The 24,766-nt window shown below is 47.2% G+C and carries 21 protein-coding genes; 4 read left to right on the forward strand and 17 right to left on the reverse strand.

Features of this window, described 5'->3' with window-relative positions; genetic code table 11:
* Positions 1 to 88 precede the first annotated feature (88 nt).
* Positions 89 to 2,236 (forward strand): hypothetical protein, encoded by a 2,148-nt coding sequence (locus tag DWZ61_RS02820; protein ID WP_118537318.1) that lies wholly within the window; start codon positions 89 to 91, stop codon positions 2,234 to 2,236.
* Here DWZ61_RS02820 and DWZ61_RS02825 read toward each other — a convergent pair.
* Together DWZ61_RS02825 and recJ are read right to left on the reverse strand one after the other, a co-directional pair.
* Positions 2,226 to 2,903 carry a YitT family protein gene (locus DWZ61_RS02825; RefSeq protein WP_118502581.1) on the reverse strand — a complete coding sequence of 226 codons (678 nt, stop codon included), beginning with the start codon at positions 2,901 to 2,903 and terminating at the stop codon, positions 2,226 to 2,228. The two genes, DWZ61_RS02820 and DWZ61_RS02825, sit on opposite strands and share 11 nt — an antisense overlap.
* Positions 2,904 to 3,540: 637 nt before the next feature.
* The gene (recJ, locus tag DWZ61_RS02830; RefSeq protein WP_118537319.1) at positions 3,541 to 5,304 is read right to left on the reverse strand and encodes a single-stranded-DNA-specific exonuclease RecJ; all 1,764 of its coding nucleotides are present in this window, start codon (positions 5,302 to 5,304) and stop codon (positions 3,541 to 3,543) included.
* 228 nt (positions 5,305 to 5,532) lie between these two features.
* Between recJ and DWZ61_RS02835 the strand changes: the two genes are divergently transcribed.
* Complete coding sequence (locus DWZ61_RS02835) at positions 5,533 to 6,351, forward strand: Rpn family recombination-promoting nuclease/putative transposase (RefSeq protein ID WP_118537320.1); 819 nt, start codon at positions 5,533 to 5,535, stop codon at positions 6,349 to 6,351.
* A 76-nt stretch (positions 6,352 to 6,427) separates the two neighbouring features.
* Here the strand turns inward: DWZ61_RS02835 and secD are convergent, their stop codons facing one another.
* From secD to DWZ61_RS02855, 4 genes are all read right to left on the reverse strand, one after another.
* On the reverse strand, positions 6,428 to 8,689 hold the full coding sequence (secD, locus tag DWZ61_RS02840; RefSeq protein ID WP_118537321.1) for a protein translocase subunit SecD: 2,262 nt from the start codon (positions 8,687 to 8,689) through the stop codon (positions 6,428 to 6,430).
* Positions 8,690 to 8,705: 16 nt separating this feature from the next.
* Positions 8,706 to 10,103, reverse strand: a complete 1,398-nt coding sequence (scfB, locus tag DWZ61_RS02845) for a thioether cross-link-forming SCIFF peptide maturase (RefSeq protein ID WP_117464732.1) — start codon at positions 10,101 to 10,103, stop codon at positions 8,706 to 8,708.
* A gap of 279 nt (positions 10,104 to 10,382) precedes the next feature.
* Positions 10,383 to 10,526 (reverse strand): six-cysteine ranthipeptide SCIFF, encoded by a 144-nt coding sequence (gene scfA, locus DWZ61_RS02850; protein WP_022154192.1) that lies wholly within the window; start codon positions 10,524 to 10,526, stop codon positions 10,383 to 10,385.
* Positions 10,527 to 10,684: 158 nt separating this feature from the next.
* Positions 10,685 to 11,065: a TIGR04086 family membrane protein gene (locus DWZ61_RS02855; protein WP_117464731.1), complete on the reverse strand. Its 381-nt coding sequence runs from the start codon at positions 11,063 to 11,065 to the stop codon at positions 10,685 to 10,687.
* A gap of 148 nt (positions 11,066 to 11,213) precedes the next feature.
* Between DWZ61_RS02855 and DWZ61_RS02860 the strand changes: the two genes are divergently transcribed.
* On the forward strand, positions 11,214 to 12,512 hold the full coding sequence (locus DWZ61_RS02860) for a hemolysin family protein (protein WP_118537322.1): 1,299 nt from the start codon (positions 11,214 to 11,216) through the stop codon (positions 12,510 to 12,512).
* Here DWZ61_RS02860 and DWZ61_RS19565 read toward each other — a convergent pair.
* Complete coding sequence (locus DWZ61_RS19565) at positions 12,503 to 12,652, reverse strand: hypothetical protein (protein ID WP_182426968.1); 150 nt, start codon at positions 12,650 to 12,652, stop codon at positions 12,503 to 12,505. The genes DWZ61_RS02860 and DWZ61_RS19565 overlap by 10 nt on opposite strands.
* A gap of 134 nt (positions 12,653 to 12,786) precedes the next feature.
* Here DWZ61_RS19565 and DWZ61_RS02865 point away from each other — a divergent pair, with 134 nt between their 5' ends.
* The gene (locus tag DWZ61_RS02865) at positions 12,787 to 13,068 is read left to right on the forward strand and encodes a hypothetical protein (RefSeq protein ID WP_243026334.1); all 282 of its coding nucleotides are present in this window, start codon (positions 12,787 to 12,789) and stop codon (positions 13,066 to 13,068) included.
* 205 nt (positions 13,069 to 13,273) lie between these two features.
* On the opposite strand, the gene DWZ61_RS02870 is transcribed toward DWZ61_RS02865, so the two are convergent.
* From DWZ61_RS02870 to DWZ61_RS20055, 10 genes are all read right to left on the reverse strand, one after another.
* Entirely contained in the window at positions 13,274 to 13,879 is a 606-nt protein-coding gene (locus DWZ61_RS02870) for an HAD family phosphatase (protein WP_118537323.1), read from the reverse strand.
* Positions 13,880 to 13,955: 76 nt separating this feature from the next.
* Positions 13,956 to 14,864 carry a LysR family transcriptional regulator gene (locus DWZ61_RS02875; RefSeq protein WP_022312299.1) on the reverse strand — a complete coding sequence of 303 codons (909 nt, stop codon included), beginning with the start codon at positions 14,862 to 14,864 and terminating at the stop codon, positions 13,956 to 13,958.
* Between the two features lie 275 nt (positions 14,865 to 15,139).
* The gene (locus tag DWZ61_RS02880) at positions 15,140 to 16,432 is read right to left on the reverse strand and encodes an adenylosuccinate synthase (RefSeq protein ID WP_117466207.1); all 1,293 of its coding nucleotides are present in this window, start codon (positions 16,430 to 16,432) and stop codon (positions 15,140 to 15,142) included.
* Positions 16,433 to 16,692: 260 nt separating this feature from the next.
* A complete protein-coding gene (locus DWZ61_RS02885) occupies positions 16,693 to 18,099 on the reverse strand; it encodes an amidophosphoribosyltransferase (RefSeq protein WP_118537324.1) in 1,407 nt (468 codons plus the stop codon).
* A 121-nt stretch (positions 18,100 to 18,220) separates the two neighbouring features.
* Positions 18,221 to 19,678, reverse strand: a complete 1,458-nt coding sequence (gene purB, locus DWZ61_RS02890) for an adenylosuccinate lyase (RefSeq protein ID WP_118537325.1) — start codon at positions 19,676 to 19,678, stop codon at positions 18,221 to 18,223.
* Positions 19,679 to 19,905: 227 nt separating this feature from the next.
* Entirely contained in the window at positions 19,906 to 21,357 is a 1,452-nt protein-coding gene (gene purF, locus DWZ61_RS02895; protein ID WP_182426969.1) for an amidophosphoribosyltransferase, read from the reverse strand.
* Between the two features lie 55 nt (positions 21,358 to 21,412).
* Positions 21,413 to 22,288, reverse strand: a complete 876-nt coding sequence (locus DWZ61_RS02900) for a phosphoribosylaminoimidazolesuccinocarboxamide synthase (RefSeq protein WP_117466209.1) — start codon at positions 22,286 to 22,288, stop codon at positions 21,413 to 21,415.
* 112 nt (positions 22,289 to 22,400) lie between these two features.
* Positions 22,401 to 23,168, reverse strand: a complete 768-nt coding sequence (locus DWZ61_RS02905) for an amino acid ABC transporter ATP-binding protein (RefSeq protein ID WP_117466210.1) — start codon at positions 23,166 to 23,168, stop codon at positions 22,401 to 22,403.
* Positions 23,169 to 23,183: 15 nt separating this feature from the next.
* Positions 23,184 to 23,834, reverse strand: coding sequence for an amino acid ABC transporter permease (locus tag DWZ61_RS20050; protein ID WP_022313394.1), 651 nt, complete (start codon positions 23,832 to 23,834; stop codon positions 23,184 to 23,186).
* Between the two features lie 30 nt (positions 23,835 to 23,864).
* A complete protein-coding gene (locus DWZ61_RS20055; RefSeq protein WP_119623565.1) occupies positions 23,865 to 24,665 on the reverse strand; it encodes an amino acid ABC transporter substrate-binding protein in 801 nt (266 codons plus the stop codon).
* Positions 24,666 to 24,766 lie beyond the last annotated feature (101 nt).

The following is a 24,766-nucleotide window of genomic DNA, read 5'->3' on the forward strand; positions in this document are numbered from 1 at the left end:
ATGTACCACCCTTAAATTTAGTTGCATCTTTTGCTTTTTCCGAAGCAATGGTATAATATTACTGATTTTTATTTAAGGGGGAATTCTCATGAACGGTTTCTATGGATCTGCATTCGGAAATATCCTTGGCACACTTTATTTTCTTCTATTTCAATGTGTGGGGTTTCTGTACATAAAACGTATTTTTCCTAAAAAGGGACTTCTGTTCCATCTGCTGACCGGCAGTGTATCCGGCTCTGTTCTGTTGCAGTGGATTCCTGCTCTGTTTGCCTTCTTCTTCGGTTTTTCCATGACAGCTCATATTATGGCTCTGCTTTTCGTAGTCATTTGTCTGGTCCTGCTATATGTCTTTTACCATCCTGCCACGGCAGTATCTTCGACTGCTCCCACCAAAGACTACCGGCAGCTGTTGCGCAGAAATTATGCCTTTCTTCTGCTGGCAGGCGGTACCTTTGTTCTGTTTTGTATTTTATTATCCACCCACACCATCCTGCCGAAAGACGACGGTCTTCATGTGGGGCAGTGTACTTATGGGGATCTGCAGATGCACCTGGGAATCATTACAAGTATTGCCAATCAACAGACCTTCCCTCCTTACTACTCCATCTCTCCCTGGGATAAGCTCTGCTATCCTTTCCTGTGCGACAGTATTTCTTCCAGTATTTACCTGTTTGGTGCATCCCTGCGCTATGCTTATATGCTCCCTATGTATTTTGCCTTTTTCCAAATCATAACGGGATTTTATGCCATTGCCGATGTTCTGTTCCATGATCGCGCCAAATCTCTGGCTGCCTGGGTCTTATTTTTCTATAACGGCGGTCTTGGCTTCGTATATTTCATTGACTGGAGCAGAGAAGGCGGTTATAAATTCAGTGATATTTTTACCGGCTATTACACTACCCCCACCAATCTGGTCGACCGGAATATCCGCTGGGTCAATATCATCGCAGATATGCTCCTGCCACAGCGTGCAACACTCTTTGGCTATGCGGTCCTGTTCTGTGCCATCTGGCTGCTGCTTCGGGCCATCCGGAACGGGGAAAAAGAATGTTTTCTCCCTGCCGGCATCCTGGCAGGGACATTACCTATGATCCATACCCATTCCTTCGTTGCCATCCTGATCTTAAGTGCCTGTTGGATGTTGCTGTGCCTTTACCGGTTCGTGCCGCATAATACTTCCCCGGTAGAGCATCCGGGAGCCGTTCTGCTCGGATGTTTCGTGACCTGTATGATTCTTCTGGAAATTCTGAACGAAAGTTCTGCTGCCGTTGCACCTGTACTGCTCTTTCGTTTTGGCATCCTTGTTGCGGCATCCCTCGTGCTATACGGTCTGTCCTTACTGTACCGGTGCTTTTCCGGTAAAAGTACAAACAATGATACACTGCAGAAGTTTTTGACCACCTGGGGAGTTTTCTTTGGTGTGCTTCTGCTTCTTGCACTTCCGCAGTTATTGGAATGGACTTTTGGCCAGACAACGCAATCCGGCTTTTTGCTGGGGCATTTTAACTGGGGAAATCAGGGCGATACTTATTTGTGGTTTTATCTGAAAAACTGGGGTGCGATCCTGCTATTGTTCGTCCCTGCCATGATTCATTGTAAAAAAGAAGATTTTGATGTGATGTCCGGGGCATTTCTCCTGTGGTTTGTTGTGGAAATCATTTCCTTCACCCCTAACACATATGACAATAATAAACTATTATATATAACTTATATATTTGTCTGCTGCCTCAGTGCCGATTACGGAATTGATTTCCTGCGTTCTCTGAAAAGAGCCTCTTCACGATACCTCTGCATGATCGGCATGGTATTTCTTTGCACCTTTTCTGCCGTTCTGACCCTGTGCAGAGAGGTAATATCCGATTATACCGCTTATTCTTCCGCACAGGTGGAAGCTGCAGCATTCGTCGAGCAAAATACCTCTCCCACATCCCGTTTTCTTACCAACAACAGGCATGTAAATGAAATTGCCGCCCTTGCAGGGCGCAATGTGTTAAACGGGGCGGGAACCTTTTTGGCAATGCACGGTCTCTATCACACAGAATATCACGAAGATTTCCGGACAATTTATGAGACTCCCGCTGTTTCTGCAGATCTGATCCGTACTTACGACATCGATTATATTGAAGTCTCTTCCTGGGAACGGGCAAGTTACGCTGTCGATGAAAACTACTTCCGTTCCGCCTGGCCCTGTATCTTTGACAACGGAGAAATTCAGATTTACCAGATCAATCCATAATTTCACACTTGGAAGTCGCAAGACCCTCCGCATCACTGTGGGATGCACTTCCGAAGTTCTGGATCAGGCCGATCAGCTGTCCGGACATAAGCACGGTAAACAACGAATATCCGATACGTCTCACCGGAATGTAGCTTAAGGACATTACCAGTACGATCAGATCCGACATCAGATACACCCACTGGATCTTCCAGCCGGTAGCATGGGAAATACTCATAGCCAGGGCATCATCTCCGCTGGGGGCTCCGCCGATGCGCACGCACAGTCCGGCACCGACACCGACGAACAATGCTCCCACCAGTGCTGCCAGAAGGGGCATATTTGCCAGTTCCGGCCACAGATGAGGAAATTGCTCGCAGATTTTATAGGTTCCTGAGAATCCTGCGGTAGCCAGAGCCGAATAGGCGATAAATTCCTTGCCTAACAGCTTCCATCCCAGGATATAACATAAAATATTCATAATCCCTCCGGTAAACGCCGGAGAGATTCCTGTCCAATGCTCCAACAGCAACGTGGCTCCCAGCACACCACCCTCCGTTACTCCGGAGATGGAGTGCACGTTATATAATCCAAATGCCAGAATAAAACTTCCCAACAAAGTTATGGCACAATTTTTTAAGGTAATATTTTTCAGTGCCTGTCTCCATTCGTAAATCTGTGTTTTCATTTTTGTGCTGCTATTCCTTCTATATTTTTATAATTTTTATCTATATGATGTCGGGGTCAAAAGCCCCCGACTTTGATGCCTACGGATTGTTCCGTGCTACGCACTCCCACAATCCTACCCAATATTCGCATATCGTGGGATTATCATCCCACTTTTATGCTCGTATCGGGGCGGGTCCTAAGGTCTTTCACCCACCTATGAGCAAGCTCATGTGGGCTTAGACCTTTTGACCCTGGCATCATCCATATTTTTATATTATAATCCATAACTTTCGGGTGGTGTCAAACATTATCAGAAACTATTTTGCTTTTCCAGACATCGTAAAGCCCCAGGCTGTTGCGCCTGAGGCCTTACGATTTTCTTATGAGGGGGGGAGATAGTGAGTTCATCAACTATCTGAAATACATATTACAGGGTAAATGTGTACAGAGTGTGTACGAATTCTAACTTAATTCTAAAATGTGTCTTGAGGTTTTATAAACTGCGGTAAGTTTCTCTCCGGACACCAAAAAGCCTCAGGCATCGTACCTAAGGCTTTTCGGTTTCTTATGAGGGGGGGAGATAGTGAGTTCATCAACTATCTGAAATACATATTACAGAGAAAATGTGTCCATTTTGTGTTCAAAAAATAAAAAATTTAACAATAGTTCTGCATGACGAACTGTACTTCTGTTTTCCCCTTATAGGTATTCTGGCTGACCTGATATACCACGGACAATGGGAAATTCCCTTTCCCGGCATAAAGTGCCTCTTCACTTCCAACACCGTATTTTTCATCCAGGAAAGCTCCCAGTTTCTCCAGATCTCCAAAAAATACCACCGTCTGTGTCGTACCCTCCGGTGTCTTCACCCGGAATCTGGCACAGGTCTTGTTGGCACCCATTTTAAAGCCCGCCTGAAAGACCAGCCCCTTCTGGGCAAACAAAGGACGTGGATTCCCGGTGCCGAAAGGCTCCAACAGGGCAAACTCTCCCGCCAGCGCATCATCCGCATACCCCATGGGCATTGCTACATCGATATGTACTTTCGGAATAAAATCATCCTCCGTCAAAGTGCATTTTTTATTCAAAGCAGCTCTCAGCGGTTCAATATCCTCTTCTCGCATGGAAAGGCCTGCTGCCAGCTTATGACCGCCGTACTTGGTAAAATACTCTTTTACCTGCGTCATGGCATCATACATGTGATAGGCTTCTATGGATCGTCCGGAACCCTTAACTCCATCTTCTCCCTTGGTCAGAATGAAGACCGGATGATGGTATTTTTCTCTGACTTTTCCGGCAATAATACCGGCAATGCTCTCATGTACCTCCGGCAGATAGATCACCATAACTTTATCTTCTGCCATATGATGTTCCTGAATATACTCATCCGCTCTCTGAATTCCCTGTACTGTCAGGTTCTTGCGGCTCTCATTCAGGTCTTTCAGCTCTCTCGCCGCGGTCATGGCATCCGCCCTGGTAAAGCTCTGCAGCAGTTCCAATGCCCGTTTGGCAGTATCCAGTCTTCCCGTGGCATTCAGGCAGGGTCCCAGCACAAATCCCAGATGATAGGCGCTCAGCCGGTCTGGCGCAATATCATTCACTTCCATCAGCGCCTTCAAGCCTTCGTTATATCCCTTCTGGATACGCTTCAACCCTTCCTTCACCAGAATGCGATTCTCATCTTTTAACTCCATAACATCGCATACGGTAGACAGTGCTGCAAATTCCAGTAACTCCTCCTGAATATTTACAAGTCCCGGATTTCCTGTCTTTTCCGTGATCGCCTGGATCAGTTTCAGTGCTACCACGCCACCACAAATGCCGGAAAAAGGATACGTATCGTCTGCTCTCTTGGGATCCACCACTGCCAGCGCCGGAGGCAGCTGTTCCTTCCGCTCTCCGTTTTCTTCTATATATGGAACTTCATGATGATCTGTAACGATCACCCGCATGCCGAGAGAATTTGCCATTGCGATCTGGGGTGCCGCTGCAATTCCGTTATCGCAGGTCACGATCATACCGACACCTTCTCTTTTGGCCTCTTCTATCAGATGCTCGTTCAATCCATAGCCGTCATGGATTCTGTGGGGAATCGCCGTGTCCACCTGAGCCCCCAGCATCTGAAAACCTTTGGTCAGAATATAGGAAGAACAGATTCCATCCACATCATAATCCCCGATGACCCGGATATGCAGCCCTTCCCTTACCGCTTTTAGAATTTCCTCCGCTGCCTTATCCATATCCTTTAACAGCCAGGGAGAATAACAATCTTCCAGTTTCCCGTAGAGGAATTTCTGTATCTCACTCTCTTCCGTCAGATCCCGGTTTCTTAGGATTCTCGCCGTCACCGGACTGATATGAAATTCCTTCGCCCATTTATCAAAATCTGCCTTTTTTGCGGCTACATACCATTTTTCCATACTTTTCCCACTTTCATAATTTTGCTCACGTATTCGTGCTTTCGCACTCTACATTCTGCTTCACAGCCGATTGTTTTTCCCTGAGACTCATTACATTGTACCATAAAAATTCTTGTGCATCTTCTCTTTTTATGCTATAGTCAATTCAATTTCTATTTTAAATTTCTTACATCCGGCGTTTCGCCATTTTTCAAGCAACTTTTAATTGCACTAAGGAGGATTCTGCCTATGAAACACAAACAAGTATTTTCCATGAACCTTACCGGTCCTATTGACTACGGTTTCCGCAATGACTATATGTTCCGCGCTGCCCTGCAGCTAAGTCAAAAGGCTCTGATCGGTCTCATCAGTTCTCTGCTCCATCTGCCACCATCCGCAATTAAGTCCGTCACCATTACCAATCCAATCACTTTAGGTGCAACTATTGAAGACAAAGATTTTGTTCTCGATACCAATGTCTTGTTGAACAATAATACTCTCATAAATTTGGAAATGCAGGTGAATAACCTATACAACTGGCCGGAACGTTCCCTGAGTTATCTGTGCCGTAACTTTGATCAACTAAATAAAGGACAAAATTATTCTGAATTAAAACCTGTAATTCACATTGGTTTTTTAGACTACACCCTGTTCCCGGAACACCCTGAGTTCTATGCTACATATCGATTACTGAATCTTAAGGATCATTTTGAATATAGTGACAAACTCACACTTTCTGTGGTAGACTTAAAGCATATAGAATTGGCTACCGAAGCTGACAAAGCATATGGCATTGATAAATGGGCTGCTTTGTTCCGGTCTATTTCATGGGAGGAAATTCTTATGACTGCAAAAAACGATGAATACCTTATGGAAGCGACAAAGACTTTATATAATCTGAATGCGGACGATATGGTCAGACAACGTTGTCAGGCACGAATGGATGCTGAACTCCAGGAACAGTATCTGCTGAAGAAGATTGATACTCTGACTGCCGAGAATGCCGCGAAAGACGCAGAGATTGAATCTCTGAAAAAGGAACTTGCCAGTTTGCAGCAGAATGTATAACCATAACTTAACTTTAAAAGGAGCCGGAACATTTCATTCCGACTCCTTTTTTGATTCCATTCTACTATGTGAAATCTTATTTTGCCTTCGGCGCGAATTTCTTTCTCAGTACATACCACAGAGCACCTGCCACGCATACGGAGGAATAAGCACCGCAGATGATACCTACCATCAAAGGCAATGCAAAATCACGGATACTGGTCACACCCCAGATGTACAGAGCACCTACCATTACCAAGGTGGTAAGGGAGGTAAATAAGCTTCTGGATAATGTCTGCGTAATACTGCGGTTTACAACCTCCTGCAGGTCATCCTTCTTCGTCATGACTGCCATATTCTCACGTACACGGTCGAATACTACGATGGTGGCGTTGATGGAGTAACCTACGATGGTCAGCAGACACGCGATAAAAGTATTGCTGACGGATACTCTCGCCAGTGCGTAGAAGGTGATCACTACCAGCACGTCATGGAGCAGGCAGGCAATACTGCTGACACCGAAACGGATATCGCTGAAACGGAAGCGGATATAGATCAGCATGCAGATGATTGCTACTGCTACCGCCAGGATCGTATCGGACTTCATTTCATTACTGATGGTGGAGCTGATGGTCTCGGAAGTAATCAGAGACTCATCTACGCCGAAGTTATCCACAAATACCTGATTCAGAGCCTGTCTCTGATCCACATCCAGAGAGTTGGTCTTGAAGATAACTTCATTGGAACCCTGCACGGTCTGGATCTGTACTGCACTGCCGGTGGTGCTCTCGATCAGAGGAACCATCTGGCTATTGATCTCATCCAGGGTATAGCTTTCGTTGAATGTAACAGTAGTTGCGGTACCGCCCTTGAACTCCAGACTGTAGTTCAGTGCATCACCACTGTTTACTTTATATACTCCCATGGTAATGAATCCAACCAGGATCACTGCCAGAGACAGTCCAAAGAAAATACCCTTCTTGCCGAGGAAGTTGATCGGCTTGTGCTCCTTGCCGATACCATACCACTTAGTATCTTTCAGTCCCAGTGCGTAGAAAGCTTTCATAATGTACTTGGTCACTACCAGTGCAGTGAACATGGATAATACGATACCAAGTGCCAGCGTCTGTGCGAAGCCTTTGACAGTACCGGGGCCTAACAGCCACAGCACTGCCGCTGCGATCAGGGTAGTCACGTTACCGTCGATAATAGCGGACAGTGCCTTGTCATAACCGATCTGCATAGCACTCTTAACAGTCTTGCCTGTTGCCAGTTCCTCACGGATACGGGCAAATACGATAACGTTGGCATCCACTGCCATGCCGATAGACAGGATGATACCTGCGATACCGGACAGGGTCAGGGTTATGTCAAAGCCGTTCAGCAGCAATACTACCAATGCCACATAAATACCCAGTGCAATGACAGAAGCAAATCCGGGCAGGAAATATACTGCAATCATGAAAACAGCCACTACGATAAATCCGATCACAGCTGCTTTTAAACTGGTGGAGATTGCTTCCACACCCAACTGTGCACCAACTACCTTGGAATGCAGCTCTTCCAGCTCCAGCTTCAGTCCACCGATACGGATGGTGGAAGCCAGGCTCTCTGCCTCTTCATAGGAGTTCATAGGAGAGATCTGTGCATTACCATCGGAGAACACACCTTTTACGGAAGGAACACTTACAAAGGATCCATCATAATAGATACCCAGGGTCTCGCCCTTCTCGTAAGCATTTCTGGTAGCCTCTTCAAACTTCTTAGTGCCTTCCTCCGTCATCACCAGATCTACCGCATAAGTGGAATTGCCCATCGTCTGGTCCTTGATAGAGCCTGCGGTAGCAGTCTTGACATCTGTACCCTCCAGCATGATGGATCCATCTGCCTTCAGTTCATCGATGGTCTTATTCAGAGCGTACGCATAGCTTACATTGCCCTGTGCATCGGTTACTGCCTGCATAGAGTAGTTCGTATTGCCGTCCTTGTCTGTCTCTGCAATGAAATACAGGGAACCGGGACGTCCCAACTCTTCCAGGATCTTGTTGGCATCTGTTACACCGGGAATCTCGATATTGATACGATCGGTACCCTCCTGGTATACAATAGCCTCTTTACTGTAGTTCTCAACACGCTTCTGCAGCTTGGCAATAGTATCTGCCATGTCCGTTGCATCCGGCTCTTCATCGCCTACCACCTGATAAGTGATACTGACACCACCGGCCAGATCCAGTCCCAGACTTATGTCTGAAGCACTGGCAGTTCCTTCCGCATCTACGCCATACAGATCCACATAGCCGACACCCAGCAGGACCAGAAGGGCGCAGAGCAGAATGATGATTGCTTTACTTTTTTTCATCTTTCCTTTGTCCTTTCTATTCTTCTGAAGCTTCTGCTGCTTCCGCAGCCTTCAGCATGATAGCACATTCGATACGCTTTCTCTGCAGCTCACAGCCGATGTCATACGCATCATTGATATTGCCATGGAAATTATAGGAGTTCGCAGCACATCCGCCGCTACAATAGAACTTGGCAAAACACTTCTTACACTTGTCCTTTGCATAGACATTACAGCATTTGAACTCGTCACGGATATCATCTCTTACCACACCGGTATCCACATTGCCCATGAGGAACTTCTCGTTACCCACGAACTGATGGCAGGGATACAAGTCTCCCCAGGGAGTAACCGCCAGATATTCGGTACCGGATCCGCAGCCGGAGAGTCTCTTGGCTACGCAGGGACCGCCCTGCAGATCGATCATAAAGTGGAAGAAATTGAAAGCCTTGCCCTCTTTCTTACGCTTGATCATTTCTACTGCCAGTTTATCGTATTCTTCCTTTAAGATCGGAAGATCCTCTTCTCTGATGGCATAATCATCCGTAGGCTGTGCCACAACGGGCTCCACGGAGATCTGTTTGAATCCCAGATCTGCCAGATGCAGAACGTCCTTGGAGAAATCGAGATTATTGTGGGTGAACGTACCACGCACATAATAGTTCATCTGGTCTCTGCTCTCCGCTACCTTCTGGAACTTGGGAACAATGATGTCATAGCTGCCCTGTCCGCCACGGAAAGGACGCATCTTGTCGTTGATCTCCTTACGTCCATCGATACTCAGCACGATATTACCCATTTCCTTATTCACGAACTCCAGGATCTCATCATTTAATAAGATACCATTGGTAGTCAGGGTAAAACGGAACTTTTTATTGTTGGACTTCTCTAAGCTTCTGCCGTATTCTACCAGCTGCTTTACCACATCCCAGTTCATCAGTGGTTCGCCGCCGAAGAAATCCACTTCCAGGTTCACACGGTTGCCGGAATTGGCTACCAGGAAATCCAGTGCCTTTTTGCCGACCTCAAAGCTCATCAGCGCTCTTCTGCCGTGGTACTCACCCTCTTCCGCAAAGCAATATCTGCAGGCAAGGTTACAGTCATGGGCAATGTGCAGGCACAGTGCCTTGACTACGGTCTGGCGCTTCTTAAAATCAAAAATGTAATTCTCATAAATATCGGGAGCAAACAGCTGTCCTGCCTTCTCCAGCTCCAGGACCTCGTCCACCGCTTCGGTGATCTCTTCCTGGGGATAGGGGATATTTGCAAGATTCAGTACGGCGGCCTTGATAGTATCCGCATCCTTGATGCCTTCCGTTACCAGAGGCTCTACCAGCGGGATCATATCATACACAATATCATCTACCACATGGACAGAACCACTGTTCACATCCATAACGATATTATAGCCGTTGCTCTTATACTGGTGTATCACAGTTCTATTCCTCTTCTTTCTACTTCTTATTGCTTAAAACACATTAACATTAACTATTCGGAACCCCATTCGTAAAATCGTCCTCCGGACTTTCCTGAATAACATGCCTGCATGTTATTTGCTCATGTGGTTACTTCGCCGTATTTTGCCGGACGTATCCTCTTACGTATGCAAGCATCCGACGAAGAATACGCTGTCAAATTCGGCTCCGAATAGTTAACAGAGAATAAGCAGCGACCTGAATCGCTGCTTACGTTAGTCTCTTCTCAATTTCTTAGATTATTTAATCTTTTCACAACTCTGGTTTCCTACAGTGCAGGAAGTCTTACATGCAGACTGGCAGGAAGTCTGGCACTCACCGCAGCCGCCCTTTTTCATAGATTCCTTTAAATCTCTGGTTGTTAAAGTCTTAATATGCTTCATTAAAAATAGCCTCCTTATGATTTCAAAGCGCCTATAGACGCCAGCGTGTATATAAACATACAGACACGCAACTCATTTTTGCTCATTATATCATGTATTTGGCATTTGTAAAAGCTTTTTTTCTCAAAAACCGTTAAATTCCTGTCCATTTCTGTATTTTACCCTAACATTCCGCCCAGTGTCCCCCCGGCCACACACAATACCATTGTGGTCCAGAAGGAATTGCCCAATGCAGTTTCCGGCGTTTTGATCAATACGGATACCACCGCCAGTATCACGAAATATGCTGCCCCTAGCAGTGCTCCCCAAAGAAACTTCTGCGTCTCCATCTTTTTTCCTGCCAAAAATCCCGCCATAAAGGTAGTTACGACATAAATAGCCGAGATTGCAATGGTCACCATTCCTTCCGTCAGATGCAATTTATACAATAAAAGTGCCAACAGACATAAAAGCAACAGTGTCAGCACATAGGATGCCAGCAGACATTTTGCCAGTGCAAGCACCGGAACCCCTTCTTTTCTCTCGCCTCTTTTTTCCATGTTGCTCCTCCTTTTTACCTATGTAAAATATATATTCAAATCATTCGGAAAACTTGACAACTATTCCTGTCCTATTGTATATTGTTGCTTAATAACTTATAAATGGGGCTTATGCCTACTACTATTATTTAAGAAGGAGTGAACTTTTTTGGATACCTCTGGTGTCATACAACTTGTTTCTATCGTAATTCTGATTTTTCTATCCGGCTTTTTCTCTTCTGCCGAGACAGCGCTGTCCACGGTCAATCGTGTACGAATGCGTACCCTGGAAGAGGAAGGCAGCAAGCGTGCTGCACGCGTCAACAAAGTCCTGGACAATTACAGTAAAATGATCAGTACCATTCTGATCGGCAACAATATTGTCAATCTGACTGCATCTTCCCTGGCAACAACATTAGCTATGCGAATCAATCTGGCTGTAGGTATCGCAACCGGTGTTCTGACCATTGTCGTGCTGCTCTGCGGCGAAATCGTACCCAAGACCTGGGCAATACTGTATTCTGAGAAGCTGGCCCTGACATATTGCAATGTAATCTATTTTCTGATGCAGGTGCTCACGCCGGTCATCTTCATTGTGGATCTGCTGTCCCACGGTATCATGAAGCTGTTACATATCGATCCCAACAAAAAAGCCAGCACCATGACTGAAAGCGAGCTGAAAACCTACGTGGACGTCAGTCATGAGGACGGTGTCATCGAATCCGAGGAACGCAAGCTGATCTACAATGTGTTCGATTTTTCCGATGCCCACGCCAAGGATATCATGATTCCACGCATCAATATGGTAACGGTCAGTCTGGATGCTACTTATGACGATGTTCTGGCAGTTTTCCGGGATTCCATGTATACCAGGCTTCCGGTCTATGAGGATGACAAGGACAATATTATCGGTCTGATCAATATCAAGGACTTTATCCTGACGGAGGATCAGAGTGCTTTCCATGTGGGAAACATTTTGCGTGATGCTTACTATACTTACGAGTACAAGAAAATCGCAGACCTCATGTATGAGATGCGGGAAAAGACCACCAATGTCTCTTTCGTATTAAATGAATACGGTGCTACCGTTGGTATGATCACTCTGGAGGATCTGTTAGAAGAGATCGTCGGTGAGATCCGTGACGAATACGATGAGGACGAGGAAGAACTGATCCAGAAGATGTCAGAAGATACTTATCTGGTGGAAGGCAGCATGAAGCTGGATGACATCAACGACGTTCTTGGAACAAATCTGACCAGTGAAGATTATGACTCCATCGGCGGTCTGATCATCGACTGTCTGGATCGTCTGCCGGAGGATGGTGAGGAAGTTACCCTGGAGAACGGTATTCACTTGAAGGTACAGGGTATCGACCAGAACCGTATCATCAAGGTACTGATGACGATTCCAGAACCCAGCGAAGAACATGTGGAACACAGTTCCGAGACCTCTGAGAATCACGAATAACTCTGACGGTTCCGCAGTCCCTGAGGCACACGGACAGTTCTGGCACTCCCGCAGCTTTTGCGATCCACGAACCGCACCGGCACTTCCGCTCTTTTGAGGTCCACGAACTGCACCGGCACTTCCGCTCTTTTGAGGTCCACGAACCGCACCGGCACTTACGCTCTTTTGAGGTCCACGAACTGCACCGGCACTTCCGCTCTTTTGAGGTCCACGAACCGCACCGGCACTTACGCTCTTTTGTGAATTATGAATGGGAATAACGAAAGGAATACAAATGTCACAGGATAAAAATACACAAAACAAGAAAACAAAAATGACTTCCAAACAGATCTTCGCGATCATTGGAATTATTCTGCTGGTGCTTTTATATGTCGTGACGCTTTTTGCGGCGATCTTCGACAGCTCCGCCAGCCACGTGCTATTCGCCACCTGCCTGCTAGCCACCGTGGCCATCCCTCTTCTCATCTGGATCTACACCTGGATGTTTGGAAAACTGACAAACCGCTCCACCTTCGCAGACTTCCATCCGGAAGAAAAGGAGAACGAAAATAAATAGCAAGTTAGTTTGGTGTAAAAAGCCCCAAAACAACAAATTCCGTACAAAAAAGTTCCGAAATCAGGATTTTTTGTACGGAATTTCTTTATTTTGCTTGTGTAGCGAAAATAGAGACTTTTTACATAGCAAAATCTTATGTTTTTGTATTTTTTTCGTAGAAATTGGCGTTTTGAATACAAACAGAACTCCCTCCGCTACGAACCATTTAGCAGTCCACGCCGAGCTTACGCAGTTCCTCTTCCGCCTGCTCTTTGGCCAGGAAGTGGATGCCGTTGATACCCTGTTCTTCGGCCGCCTTCACATTCATCAGCGTATCATCCAGGAAAACGCTCTCATCTGCCTTTAATCCATAGCGTTTCAGAAGCAGCTGGTAGATCTCCGGTTCGGGCTTGATCAGCTGATCCTTGTAGGACAGGATGCCACCTTCCATCTCCGGCAGAAAATTCAACGCTTCCGCACATTCTGTCTCTGCCTTGTGTGAGAAGTTGGACAGATAATACACATGGTATCCCTTTGCTTTCAGTTCCTGTAACCATGGAATAGCGTAAGCTCTGGGGGTTACCATGCCAGCGATATTCTCGAACGCTTGATGCAGTTCTTTCTCCAGTTCCGGTGCATCCTTTACAAATGCAGCCAGAACCTGCTCGTCCGTCCAGGTACCGCGGTCATACTCTGCCCACAGCGGATGCATAATAGATGCCTTTGCGATTTTTTTGATCATTTCCGCATCAAATCCCTTGTCCGCCAGAAATCCCTCCCAGCGATAGTCTGTCAACACATTGCCAATGTCAAAAATTATATTGCGTATCATAACTCTTCTCTCCTATTCGTTTTACTAGTCAAAGCAGTTCCGTTTCCGCCGGTATATCCTCTTTTTGCCGTCACTTTTATATCTTCGCTTCTTCCTGTCTGTCCAGCTCCATGATCTCCAACAGTTTCTCCGCAGCCGGAGCCATAGGCATCTTCGTGTTCCTAACGACACAGAATTGACGCTTCGGTATTATTTTATTGAATCTAAGTTCGAAAAGCAAGCCGGATTCCACATAATCTCTGGCAAAATCCCGCATCACACAGCCAACACCCAGATTTCGTCTCACAAACTGTACGATCATATCGCTGGTGGCCAGTTCGAACTCCGGCTGCACATATACCCCGTTTCCCGCCAGAAATTCATCCATGTAGCTGCGGCTGCTGGTATTTTTCTCCAGGAAAATAAGAGGCAGACTTTCCAGTTTCTGAAAATCCAGCGTCCGGTTCTTGTAGCTGAAAAATCTTCTTCCCGCCACGAAGACATCCTCAATCTCCCGCACCGGTATCATCTGAATATCAGGTCTCTCCGGAAACGGCGTACTGACAATTCCGAAGTCAATGTGTCCCTCTCTTAAATAATTCAATGTCTCCGGTGTCGGCGCATTGGTGACGATCACCTTGATCCCGGGGTACTGTTCATGGAACTTTTCCAGATAGGGAAGCAGATAAAACTGCAATGTCATATCGCTGGCACCGATGCGGACTTCTCCCAGTTCCATATTCTGCATCTGGTGAACCTTCTTCACACCCATTTCGATCTGTTCGTACCCTTTTGCCACATAGGAATACAACAGTTCTCCCTCACTGGTCAGCCGTACTCCCTTGGCCGCCCGGTGGAACAGGGCGGCATCCAGGGTATTTTCCAGCTGCTTGATGGCCTGACTGACCGCCGGCTGTGAAATTGACAGTTCCCCGGCCGCTTTGGTCACACTCCCACATTTTGCCACATAATAAAATACTTTATACGCTTCCAGATTATTGATCATATCTCGCTGTCTCCATCTCAAAATTACTATCAGACACTGGTTTTTGTTCCTTCACAGTAAAAATCTGTAACTATTCAGAGCCATGCAAAACTGCGTTCTGCGAATGCTTGCATTCAGCCAGATACTGTGTAATCAAAATTCCTGCCGGATTCATCGTATACTAAAAAGGACACGGGCTGATCTCATACCAGCACCATGCCCTTTCCATTCTCATTCACATTTTACAGATGTTTTTTCCATCAAAGATTATCCTATCTCTCCGCATTTGACAGCATTTATTTCTTCAAAGGGCTCTCACGATAGATGATATCTTCCCTTCCCGGGCCGTTGCTGACCATGGTGATAGGGAATCCGATCTGCTCCTCAATGAATTCCACATACTTTCTGCAGTTCTCCGGCAGTTCATCGAAGTTGCGGATACCGCGGATATCGCACTTCCAGCCAGGGAGCTTTTTCAGTACGGGCTTTGCCTTTTCCAGCTTGTAGGTAACAGGGAAATCAGTGGTAACTTCACCGTCGATCTCATACCCTACACATACAGGAATCTCATCCAGATATCCCAGTGCATCCAGTACGGTAAATGCCACATCGGTAGCGCCCTGCAGACGACAGCCGTACTTGGTGGCAACACAGTCGAACCATCCCATACGTCTGGGACGTCCGGTAGTTGCACCGAACTCACCACCGTCTCCGCCGCGGTGACGCAATTCATCTGCTTCGTCACCGAAGATCTCAGATACGAAAGCACCTGCTCCTACGGAAGAGGAATATGCCTTACTTACGGTAACGATCTGCTTGATCTCATAAGGAGGGATACCTGCACCGATGGCGCCGTAAGCTGCCAACGTGGAGGAAGAAGTTACCATGGGGTAAATTCCGTGATCCGGATCCTTCATGGTTCCTAACTGGCCCTCTAACAGAATGGTCTTGCCCTCTTTCAGTGCCTTATCTAAGAATGCGGATACATCGCATACAAAAGGTGCGATCATATCGCGATACTCATGCAGGGTATTTAACAGCTCTGCGGGATCGATCATGGGCTTGTGATACAGATGCTCTAAGATGACATTCTTCATCTCACTGACACGCTGTACTTTTTCCTGCAGCAGTTCTTCATCAAACAGCTCACTTACCTGGAAACCGATCTTCGCATACTTATCAGAATAGAAAGGTGCGATACCGGACTTGGTAGATCCGAAGGACTTACCGCCCAGTCTCTCCTCTTCATACTGATCAAATAAAATATGGTAAGGCATTACCATCTGTGCACGATCAGACACCAGAATCTTGGGCATGGGAACATTTCTGTCTGTGATAGACTTGATCTCTTTCATCAGGATCGGAATGTTTAATGCCACACCGTTACCAATCACGCTGGTGGTATGATTGTAAAATACACCGGAAGGAAGGGTGTGCAGAGCAAATTTACCATAATTGTTCACGATGGTATGTCCTGCATTCGCGCCGCCCTGAAAACGTACGATAATGTCCGCTTTCTCTGCCAGCATATCTGTGATCTTTCCTTTTCCTTCGTCGCCCCAGTTGGCTCCTACAACTGCCTTTACCATGTTTTCCTCCATTCTTTACCACAGTTTCTGTGATAAATCTACATCCAATATCTTGTTCCGGGTGATCCAAAGAAACTCCTGCTTCTCTTTCTCACACCGTTTTACAGTATACAACACTTTGTGGTATAAGTAAAATCAATATTTATTATATTTTATATAACCTACATCTATATTCAAAACGCGTAGCGTTTTGCCATGCGAAACTTAGAACTTCTTCACGAAAGAGCCTATGCTCTGAGTGATTAGAAGTTCTTTTCGCATTATTCTCTGCCGTCCCAACAGTAGGTGCACAGCTTCTCTCTGCCGATGCCCACGGACTCAATCATATCATCCAATCTCTGAAACTGCAATGTGGTGAACTTCAGCTGTTTGCAGATCCGTCCTACCATCTCCTCGTATTCCGGAGTATCGGGATTCACATAGTTCTTCAGATCGATTTCTCTGCCCTCCTGCTCAATCTCCTTGATCACACGGCGGGTGATCAGATCCATCTCGGAAGAAGATCTGGAAAAGTTCAGGTACTTGCAGCCATATAACAGAGGCGGACAGGCCGGACGGATATGTACTTCCTTTGCACCGCTCTGGTACAGGAATTCCGTGGTCTCTCTTAACTGTGTGCCGCGGACAATAGAATCGTCGATCAACAACAGACTCTGATCCTGGATCAGATCATGTACCGGGATCAGTTTCATCTTTGCGATCAGATTTCTCTGGGTCTGGATCGTCGGCATAAAGGACCTGGGCCAGGTGGGGGTATACTTAATAAACGGACGGGAAAAAGGAATTCCCGAACGGTTGGCATATCCCACTGCATGAGCGGTACCGGAATCCGGCACTCCTGCTACGATATCCGGTTTTACATTATCACGCTCCGCCAGCTTGGCACCGCATTGATAACGCATCTTCTCTACACTGATGCCTTCATAGGATGAGGACGGATATCCGTAATAGACCCACAAAAACGTACAGATCTTCATATCCCTGCCGGGCTTCACCAGGGTTCGTACACCTTCCGGTGTCACCACGGCGATCTCTCCCGGTCCCAGCTCTCTCACGGGCTGGTATCCCAGATTCAGATAAGCGAAGCTCTCAAAGGAGACGCAATAAGCCCCCTCCTTTTTGCCTACTGCCACCGGAGTACGGCCCATCTTATCTCTGGCCGCATAGATTCCCTTGGGTGTCATGATCAGTAAGGTCATGGAACCGTCGATGATCTCCTGGGCGTACTGAATGCCCTCCACCAGATTGTCCTTCTGGTTGACAATGGCCGCCACCAGCTCCGTGGCATTGATGTCACCGCCGCTCATCTCCAGGAAATGAGAATGTCCCTTCGCAAACAGATCCTTAATGATGGCATCCGTATTGTTGATCTTGCCCACAGTGGTAATAGCATAAGTTCCGTGATGGGAACGCACCATCAGCGGCTGGGGCTCAAAATCGGAAATACAGCCGATGCCCAGATGTCCGTGCATCTCATTGACATCCTTGTCGAACTTCGTACGGAACGGTGCATTCTCTATGTTGTGAATGGCTCTGTTGTAACCTTCTTCTTTGCTGTAGACTGCCATGCCGGCACGTCTGGTTCCCAGATGGGAATGATAATCCGTTCCAAAGAACAGATCAAACACACAGTCTTCTTTTGCTGCGACTCCAAAAAATCCACCCATTTTCGTCTCCTGCTTTCTTATCATTCTGTAACGATTCAGAGCCATGTAAACATCAAAAGATCACCGATGAATGAGGTTCTGAATAGTTTTCGTTTCCACAAATTACTTCAGCAGAAAACGTTTATACGTTGATCTCGGCCTTTACACCCAGTAAGTCCTTGTTGGCCTCTAAGATCGGGCTGATCACATTTTTCAGGAAAGCTTCCACCTGCTCTTTGGAACGTCCGATATACTTGGACGGATCCATGGATGCTTTCAGTTCCTCCAGTCCCATGGGGAATGCGGGATCTGCGGCGATCAGCTCCAGGAGGTTATTCTCTTTTCCTTCTACCTTCACATTGCGTCCGGCCTCCATGGAAAGCTCACGGATACGCTCATGCAGTTCCTGACGGTTGCCGCCTAACTTTACGGCATCCATCATAATATTCTCGGTAGCCATGAAAGGAAGCTCGCTCATCATGTGCTTTTCAATTACCTTCGGATATACTACCAGTCCGTCTACCACATTCAGGCACAGATCCAGAATACCATCGATGGCAAGAAAGCCTTCGGGAATAGACAGTCTCTTGTTGGCAGAATCGTCCAGCGTTCTCTCGAACCACTGGGTTGCGGAAGTAATGGCGGGATTCAGCGCATCCACCATCACATAACGGGACAGGGAAGCAATACGCTCACTTCTCATGGGATTACGCTTGTAAGCCATGGCGGAGGAGCCGATCTGGTTCTTCTCGAAGGGCTCTTCCACTTCCTTCAGATGCTGTAACAGGCGGATGTCATTGCTCATCTTATGAGCGGATGCCGCAATACCGGCCAGCACGTTTGCTACTCTGGTATCCACCTTGCGGGAATAAGTCTGGCCGGATACAGGATAGCACTCCTTGAATCCCATCTTGGCTGCAATCATGGGATCGATCTTGTCGATGGTCTCCTGATCTCCGTTGAACAGTTCCAGGAAAGAAGCCTGGGTTCCGGTGGTTCCCTTAGAGCCTAACAGCTTCATGGTACCCAGAACGTGATCCAGATCCTCCAGATCCAGTGAGAACTCCTGTAACCACAGCGCTGCTCTCTTGCCTACGGTTGTAGGCTGTGCAGGCTGAAAATGCGTAAATGCCAGGGTAGGCTGTGCCTTATACTTATCAGCGAAATCCGCCAGTTCCTTCATAACATTGATCAGCTTTTTTCTGACAAGCTTCAGTGCCTCGGTCATCACAATAATGTCGGTGTTGTCACCCACATAGCAGGAGGTTGCGCCCAGATGGATGATTCCGGCTGCCTTGGGGCACTGCTGTCCGTACGCATACACATGGCTCATAACGTCATGACGTACCAGTTTTTCACGCTCTTTTGCCACATCGTAATTAATGTCCTCAGCATGGGCCTTCAGTTCCTCGATCTGCTCATCTGTGATAACGGGCTTACCGTCCTGGGACAGTCCCAGCTCTTTTTCCGTCTCTGCCAGTGCAATCCACAGCTTTCTCCATGTACGGAATTTCATATCCGGGGAGAAAATATACTGCATCTCCTTGCTTGCATAGCGTTCGGATAACGGGCTCTGATATCTGTCTGTACCTGTACTCATTTGTCTGCTCCTCTTATTTTCTAATTTATTGCAACTATTCAAAACCCATCCCTCACATTCACAAAACCGTATGCTTCTCATACTTTCCCGCTGCTTCGCAGCTAATTTTGTTCATGTGTGGGATGGTGACTCTACTCGAGTCACCTTACAAATAAGAAAACTGCTACTTACATGCAGGCATGACGTATCAGTTTTTCTTATTCTGCGGTTTTCTGAATAGTTATTGTTTATTTGTCAAATTCTCCGCGGATATCTTCCGCAGGCGGTTCCATCGGGTATTTTCCGGTAAAGCAGCCCTTGCAGATGCCAAGATTACCGCCCACCAGTTCTTCCAGTCTCTCAATCTTCAGATAATCCAGGCTGTCCGTGCCGATCAGATCACTGATCTCCTTGATGGAACGGTTATATGCGATCAGCTGGTCTCTCGCCGGAACGTCTGTGCCGAAATAGCAGGGCCACAGAAACGGCGGTGAACTGACTCTCATATGTACCTCTTTGGCTCCGGCTTCCCGTAACATCTTTACGATACGGTCGGAGGTGGTGCCGCGGACAATGGAATCATCGATCATGATGACACGCTTGCCCTCCACGGCTTCCCGGATAGGGTTCAGTTTGACCTGAACGCTGCTTTCTCTGCTCTTCTGCTTCGGTTTGATGAAGGTTCTGCCCACATAGGCATTTTTCACGAAGCCCATGCCGTAAGGGATTCCCGACTGCATGGAATATCCCATGGCTGCGCAGTTGCCGGATTCCGGTACGCCGATGACCAGATCCGCATCCACCGGGGAATCCATAGCCAGGAACTTTCCGGCCAGAATACGGGAATCGTATACGCTGACGCCGTCGATAAAGCTGTCGGGTCTGGCGAAATAAATATACTCAAAAATACATCTGGCGGTCTCCGCAGGCTTTAATACATGGGTGGTATCGGACTCAATTCCTTTCTCCGGGGAAATGGTCACGATCTCACCGGGAAGCACATCCCGGACGAACTCGGCACCTACCGTATCCAGAGCGCAGGTCTCGCTGGACAGAAAATACGCATTGTCTCTCTTGCCGATGCATAACGGCTTAAATCCATAAGGATCTCTGGCGCCGATCAGCTTTCTGGGAGACATCACCACCAGGGAATAGGCTCCCTTGATCTTCGTCATGGCTCTGCCCACAGCTTCCTCTACCGATTTGGAATTCAAACGCTCTCTGGCAATATGATAAGCAATGACCTCGGAATCAATGGTGGTCTGGAAAATAGCACCGGTATACTCCAGTTCTCTTCGAAGCTCAGGCGCATTGATCAGGTTACCGTTATGGGCCAGTCCCAGAGTACCCTTTACATAATTCAGTACCAGAGGCTGTGCATTCTCTCTGGTGGATCCTCCCGCTGTAGAATAGCGGACATGTCCCACACCGATGTCACCTTTTAACTTCTCCAGCTGTTCCGGTGTAAATGCCTCATTGACCAGTCCCATGTCTTTGCTGCTTAAGACTTTGCCCTTGGGCCCACTCGTGTCACTGACGGCAATACCGCAGCTTTCCTGGCCTCTGTGCTGCAATGCCAGAAGGCCGTAATAAATCGTGGATGCCACGTCGTGTCCGTCGAAATCATACACGCCGAAAACGCCACATTCTTCCTTTAATTTGTCATTATTTTCTGTCTGAATATAAATGTTGTCCGTCACTTGTAAGCCTTACCTTTCCTGCCTGCCCCGTGAAAAAAAACTAAAAAACCGTACCCTACAGATCCTTGCCTGTCAGCATCTTGTAAGCCTGAAGGTATTTGTCAATGGTCTTCTCCACGATGTCCTCCGGCAGCTTCCAGCCTTTTTCAGGGTTGGCTTTCAGCCAGTCACGGGCGAACTGTTTGTCAAAGGAAGGCTGGCCATGTCCGGGCTCGTAGCCGTCTACCGGCCAGAAACGGGAGCTGTCGGGAGTCAATACTTCATCCCCCAGTACCATGTTGCCGTTCTCATCCAGTCCGAACTCGAACTTGGTATCTGCGATAATGATTCCTTTGGTCAGTGCATAATCCGCACATTTTTTATAAATAGCGATGGTATAGTCACGAAGCTTGGCCGCATATTCTGCGCCCTTGCCGGGGAAACGCTTCTCCAGATATTCCACACTCTGCTCATAGGAGATATTCTCATCATGATCTCCGATCTCTGCCTTGGTGGAAGGGGTATAGATGGGCTCGGGAAGCTTATCTGCCTCCTTCAGACCTTCCGGAAGCTTGATACCGCATACGGTACCATTCTTCTTGTAGCTTTCCCAGCCGCTTCCGGTAATGTATCCACGAACGATGCACTCGATGGGAAGCATGTTCAGCTTCTTGCACATCATGCTGTTGCCGTCGAATTTCGGCTGTCTGAAAAATTCGGGCATATCCTTAACATCAGCGGATACCATATGATTGGGAATCACATCCTCAGTCATATCAAACCAGAATTTCGACATCTGGGTCAATACAGTTCCTTTCTTTGTTACTGTGTTGTCCAAGATCACATCAAAGCAGCTGATACGGTCAGTTGCCACCATGATCAGGGTGTCTCCGTTGTCATAGATCTCACGAACTTTGCCTTCCTTGATCGGTTTCATTTCCTGTACGCTCATACCATCAGTCCTCGCATTCTTATGTTTTTCAGTCTTTTATTGAAACAGGTGTGGGCAAGATACACCCACACCTAATAGATAAACAGATTTGCGAAAAAAAATCAATATATTTTTACTGCAACTTTCCGATAAATTCCCGAACCCGGGCATTTTCCGTTGTAAAAAGTGCTTCGGGAGAACCTTCCTCCACGATCACACCCTGTTCCATGAAAATAATGCGGTCGGATACTTCTCTGGCAAACTGCATCTCATGGGTTACGATGATCATGGTCATATGTTCACTTGCCAGCTGTCTGATCACCTTTAATACTTCTGCCGTCAATTCCGGATCCAGTGCCGAGGTCGGCTCATCGAAGAACAGGATCCTGGGCTGCAGTGCCAGTGCCCTGGCTATGGATACTCTCTGCTGCTGTCCGCCGGACAGCTGGTAAGGGTAGGCATCTGCCTTATCCGACAGTCCCAACTGTGCTAAAAGCTTCTCCGCCCTCGCCACGGCTTCTGTACGGCTTACCTTATCCACATGGATCGGCGCATCGATGATATTTTTCATCACCGTATAATGGGGAAAAAGGTTAAAATTCTGGAACACCAGTCCGAAACATTTCCGGATCTTATGTAATTCTGCCTTGGACGCATATTCGCACTGTATTCTGCCGTTTTTATCCGTTTTCTCCGAAGCTGCCGTCTGCCCTAAATAGATCAGCTCACCACCGTCCATTTTCTCCAGAAGCGTTGCACAGCGAAGCAATGTGGATTTGCCGGAACCGGAGGGGCCGATGATGGAGACAACTTCTCCTTCGTTGACCTTCAGGGATATATCCTTCAGCACCCCATTGCCGTCAAAACTTTTTTTCACATGATTCATTTCCAAAAGGACCATATTTCCGCACTGCTCCTATCTGTAATAAGATGTCTTCTTCTCCAGATACTCCATGAAAGAAGCCACCACGAGATTGAAGATATAATAGAACACACCTGCTGCCAACAGGGGAAGCACACTGGTCTGTGCCGCTCCGATCTGCTTTGCCACCGTGAACATTTCCGCAATGGAAATGGTAAATGCCATGGAGGTATCTTTGACCAGCGTAATGGTCTCATTGGTCACTGGCGGGAGAACCCGCTTCACCACCTGCGGCAGAATGATCTTCACGAAAGTCTGTGCCTTGCTGTAGCCCAGCACCTCCGCAGCCTCATACTGACCCACCGGTATGGACTCAATGCCCGCACGGTAGATCTCTGCAAAATATGCCGCATAATTGATCACGAATGCCAGTATCACCGCCGGGAAACGATACCCCGTTCCCACCTGCATGCGGAATACATAAAAGGGAGCAAAATACACCACGATGATCTGTAACATCAGAGGGGTTCCTCTCATGATGGATATGTATATTTTGGAGATAATGCGGATCACCTTACATCCTGACATTCTTCCGAAGGCTACGATCAGCCCCAGAGGAAGGGAAAACAAAAGGGTCAGTACAAATATTTCCACCGTTATCAGAAAGCCCTCTGCCAGTTGGGCACTCATGGTCAGCAAACTCATGAATTCTACTCCTTAACTATCCTTAGTTGATTATTTACCGAGACATACGCTGTCGGTCAGTCCCCATTTTTCAGCGATCTGTGCGAAGGTACCATCCGCTGCCATTTCGTCCAGTGTCTTCTGTACGGTATCTCTCAGTTCATCATTACCCTTCAGGAAACCTACTGCATACTGCTCTACAGCCAGCTTATTGTCCTCGCCCTGCAGCATAACGAATTTTCCTTCTTCTCTCTGCGCAATCTGATACTGTGCCACACCGATATCAATGGCTACGGCATCTACCGCACCCTGCTCCAGATCCATGAAAGCGGTATTGTAGTCCGCATATTCGATCAGCTGGGAGAAGGAATCACGCAGTGCAATGTTGTCTGCATTTTCTTCATCGTTCAGAGCAGCCAGTGCGGAGGAATCCTTCTGTACTGCTACCACCTTGCCTGCCAGTTCTTCCTTGTTCTGTACACCGGAAGCAGACGCTACGACGAATACCTGACTGTTGTCGATATAGGGCTCTGTCCAGGTGTAGGCATCTTCTCTGCCGTTCATGGTGAAACCGTTCCAGATACAGTCAATGGCCCCGGAAGAAAGCTCCATATCCTTGGCATCCCAGTCGATAGGCTGCTTTACCAGCTCCCAGCCCTGTCTCTTGCATACTTCTGCTGCCAGATCCAGGTCAAAGCCTACATATTCTCCACTGTCATCACGATATCCGTAAGGGGGAAATTCCGCATCGAAACCTACGGTAAATGTTTTCTCAGATCCTTTAGAACCACAGCCGGTAAGAGCACCTGCTGCCATGCTGATTGCCAGTAATGCCACTAATACTCTTTTCATAATACATCCTCCCGTTCTGCCACTCACTGTTGGCCGCGTCGTATACTTTAGCATGGTAAATTGCTAACACGGTGTCATAGTAACACAACGAGAGGTGTCTT

Source organism: Clostridium sp. AF34-10BH, from assembly GCF_003478095.1.
Lineage (GTDB): Bacteria > Bacillota > Clostridia > Lachnospirales > Lachnospiraceae > Acetatifactor > Acetatifactor acetigignens.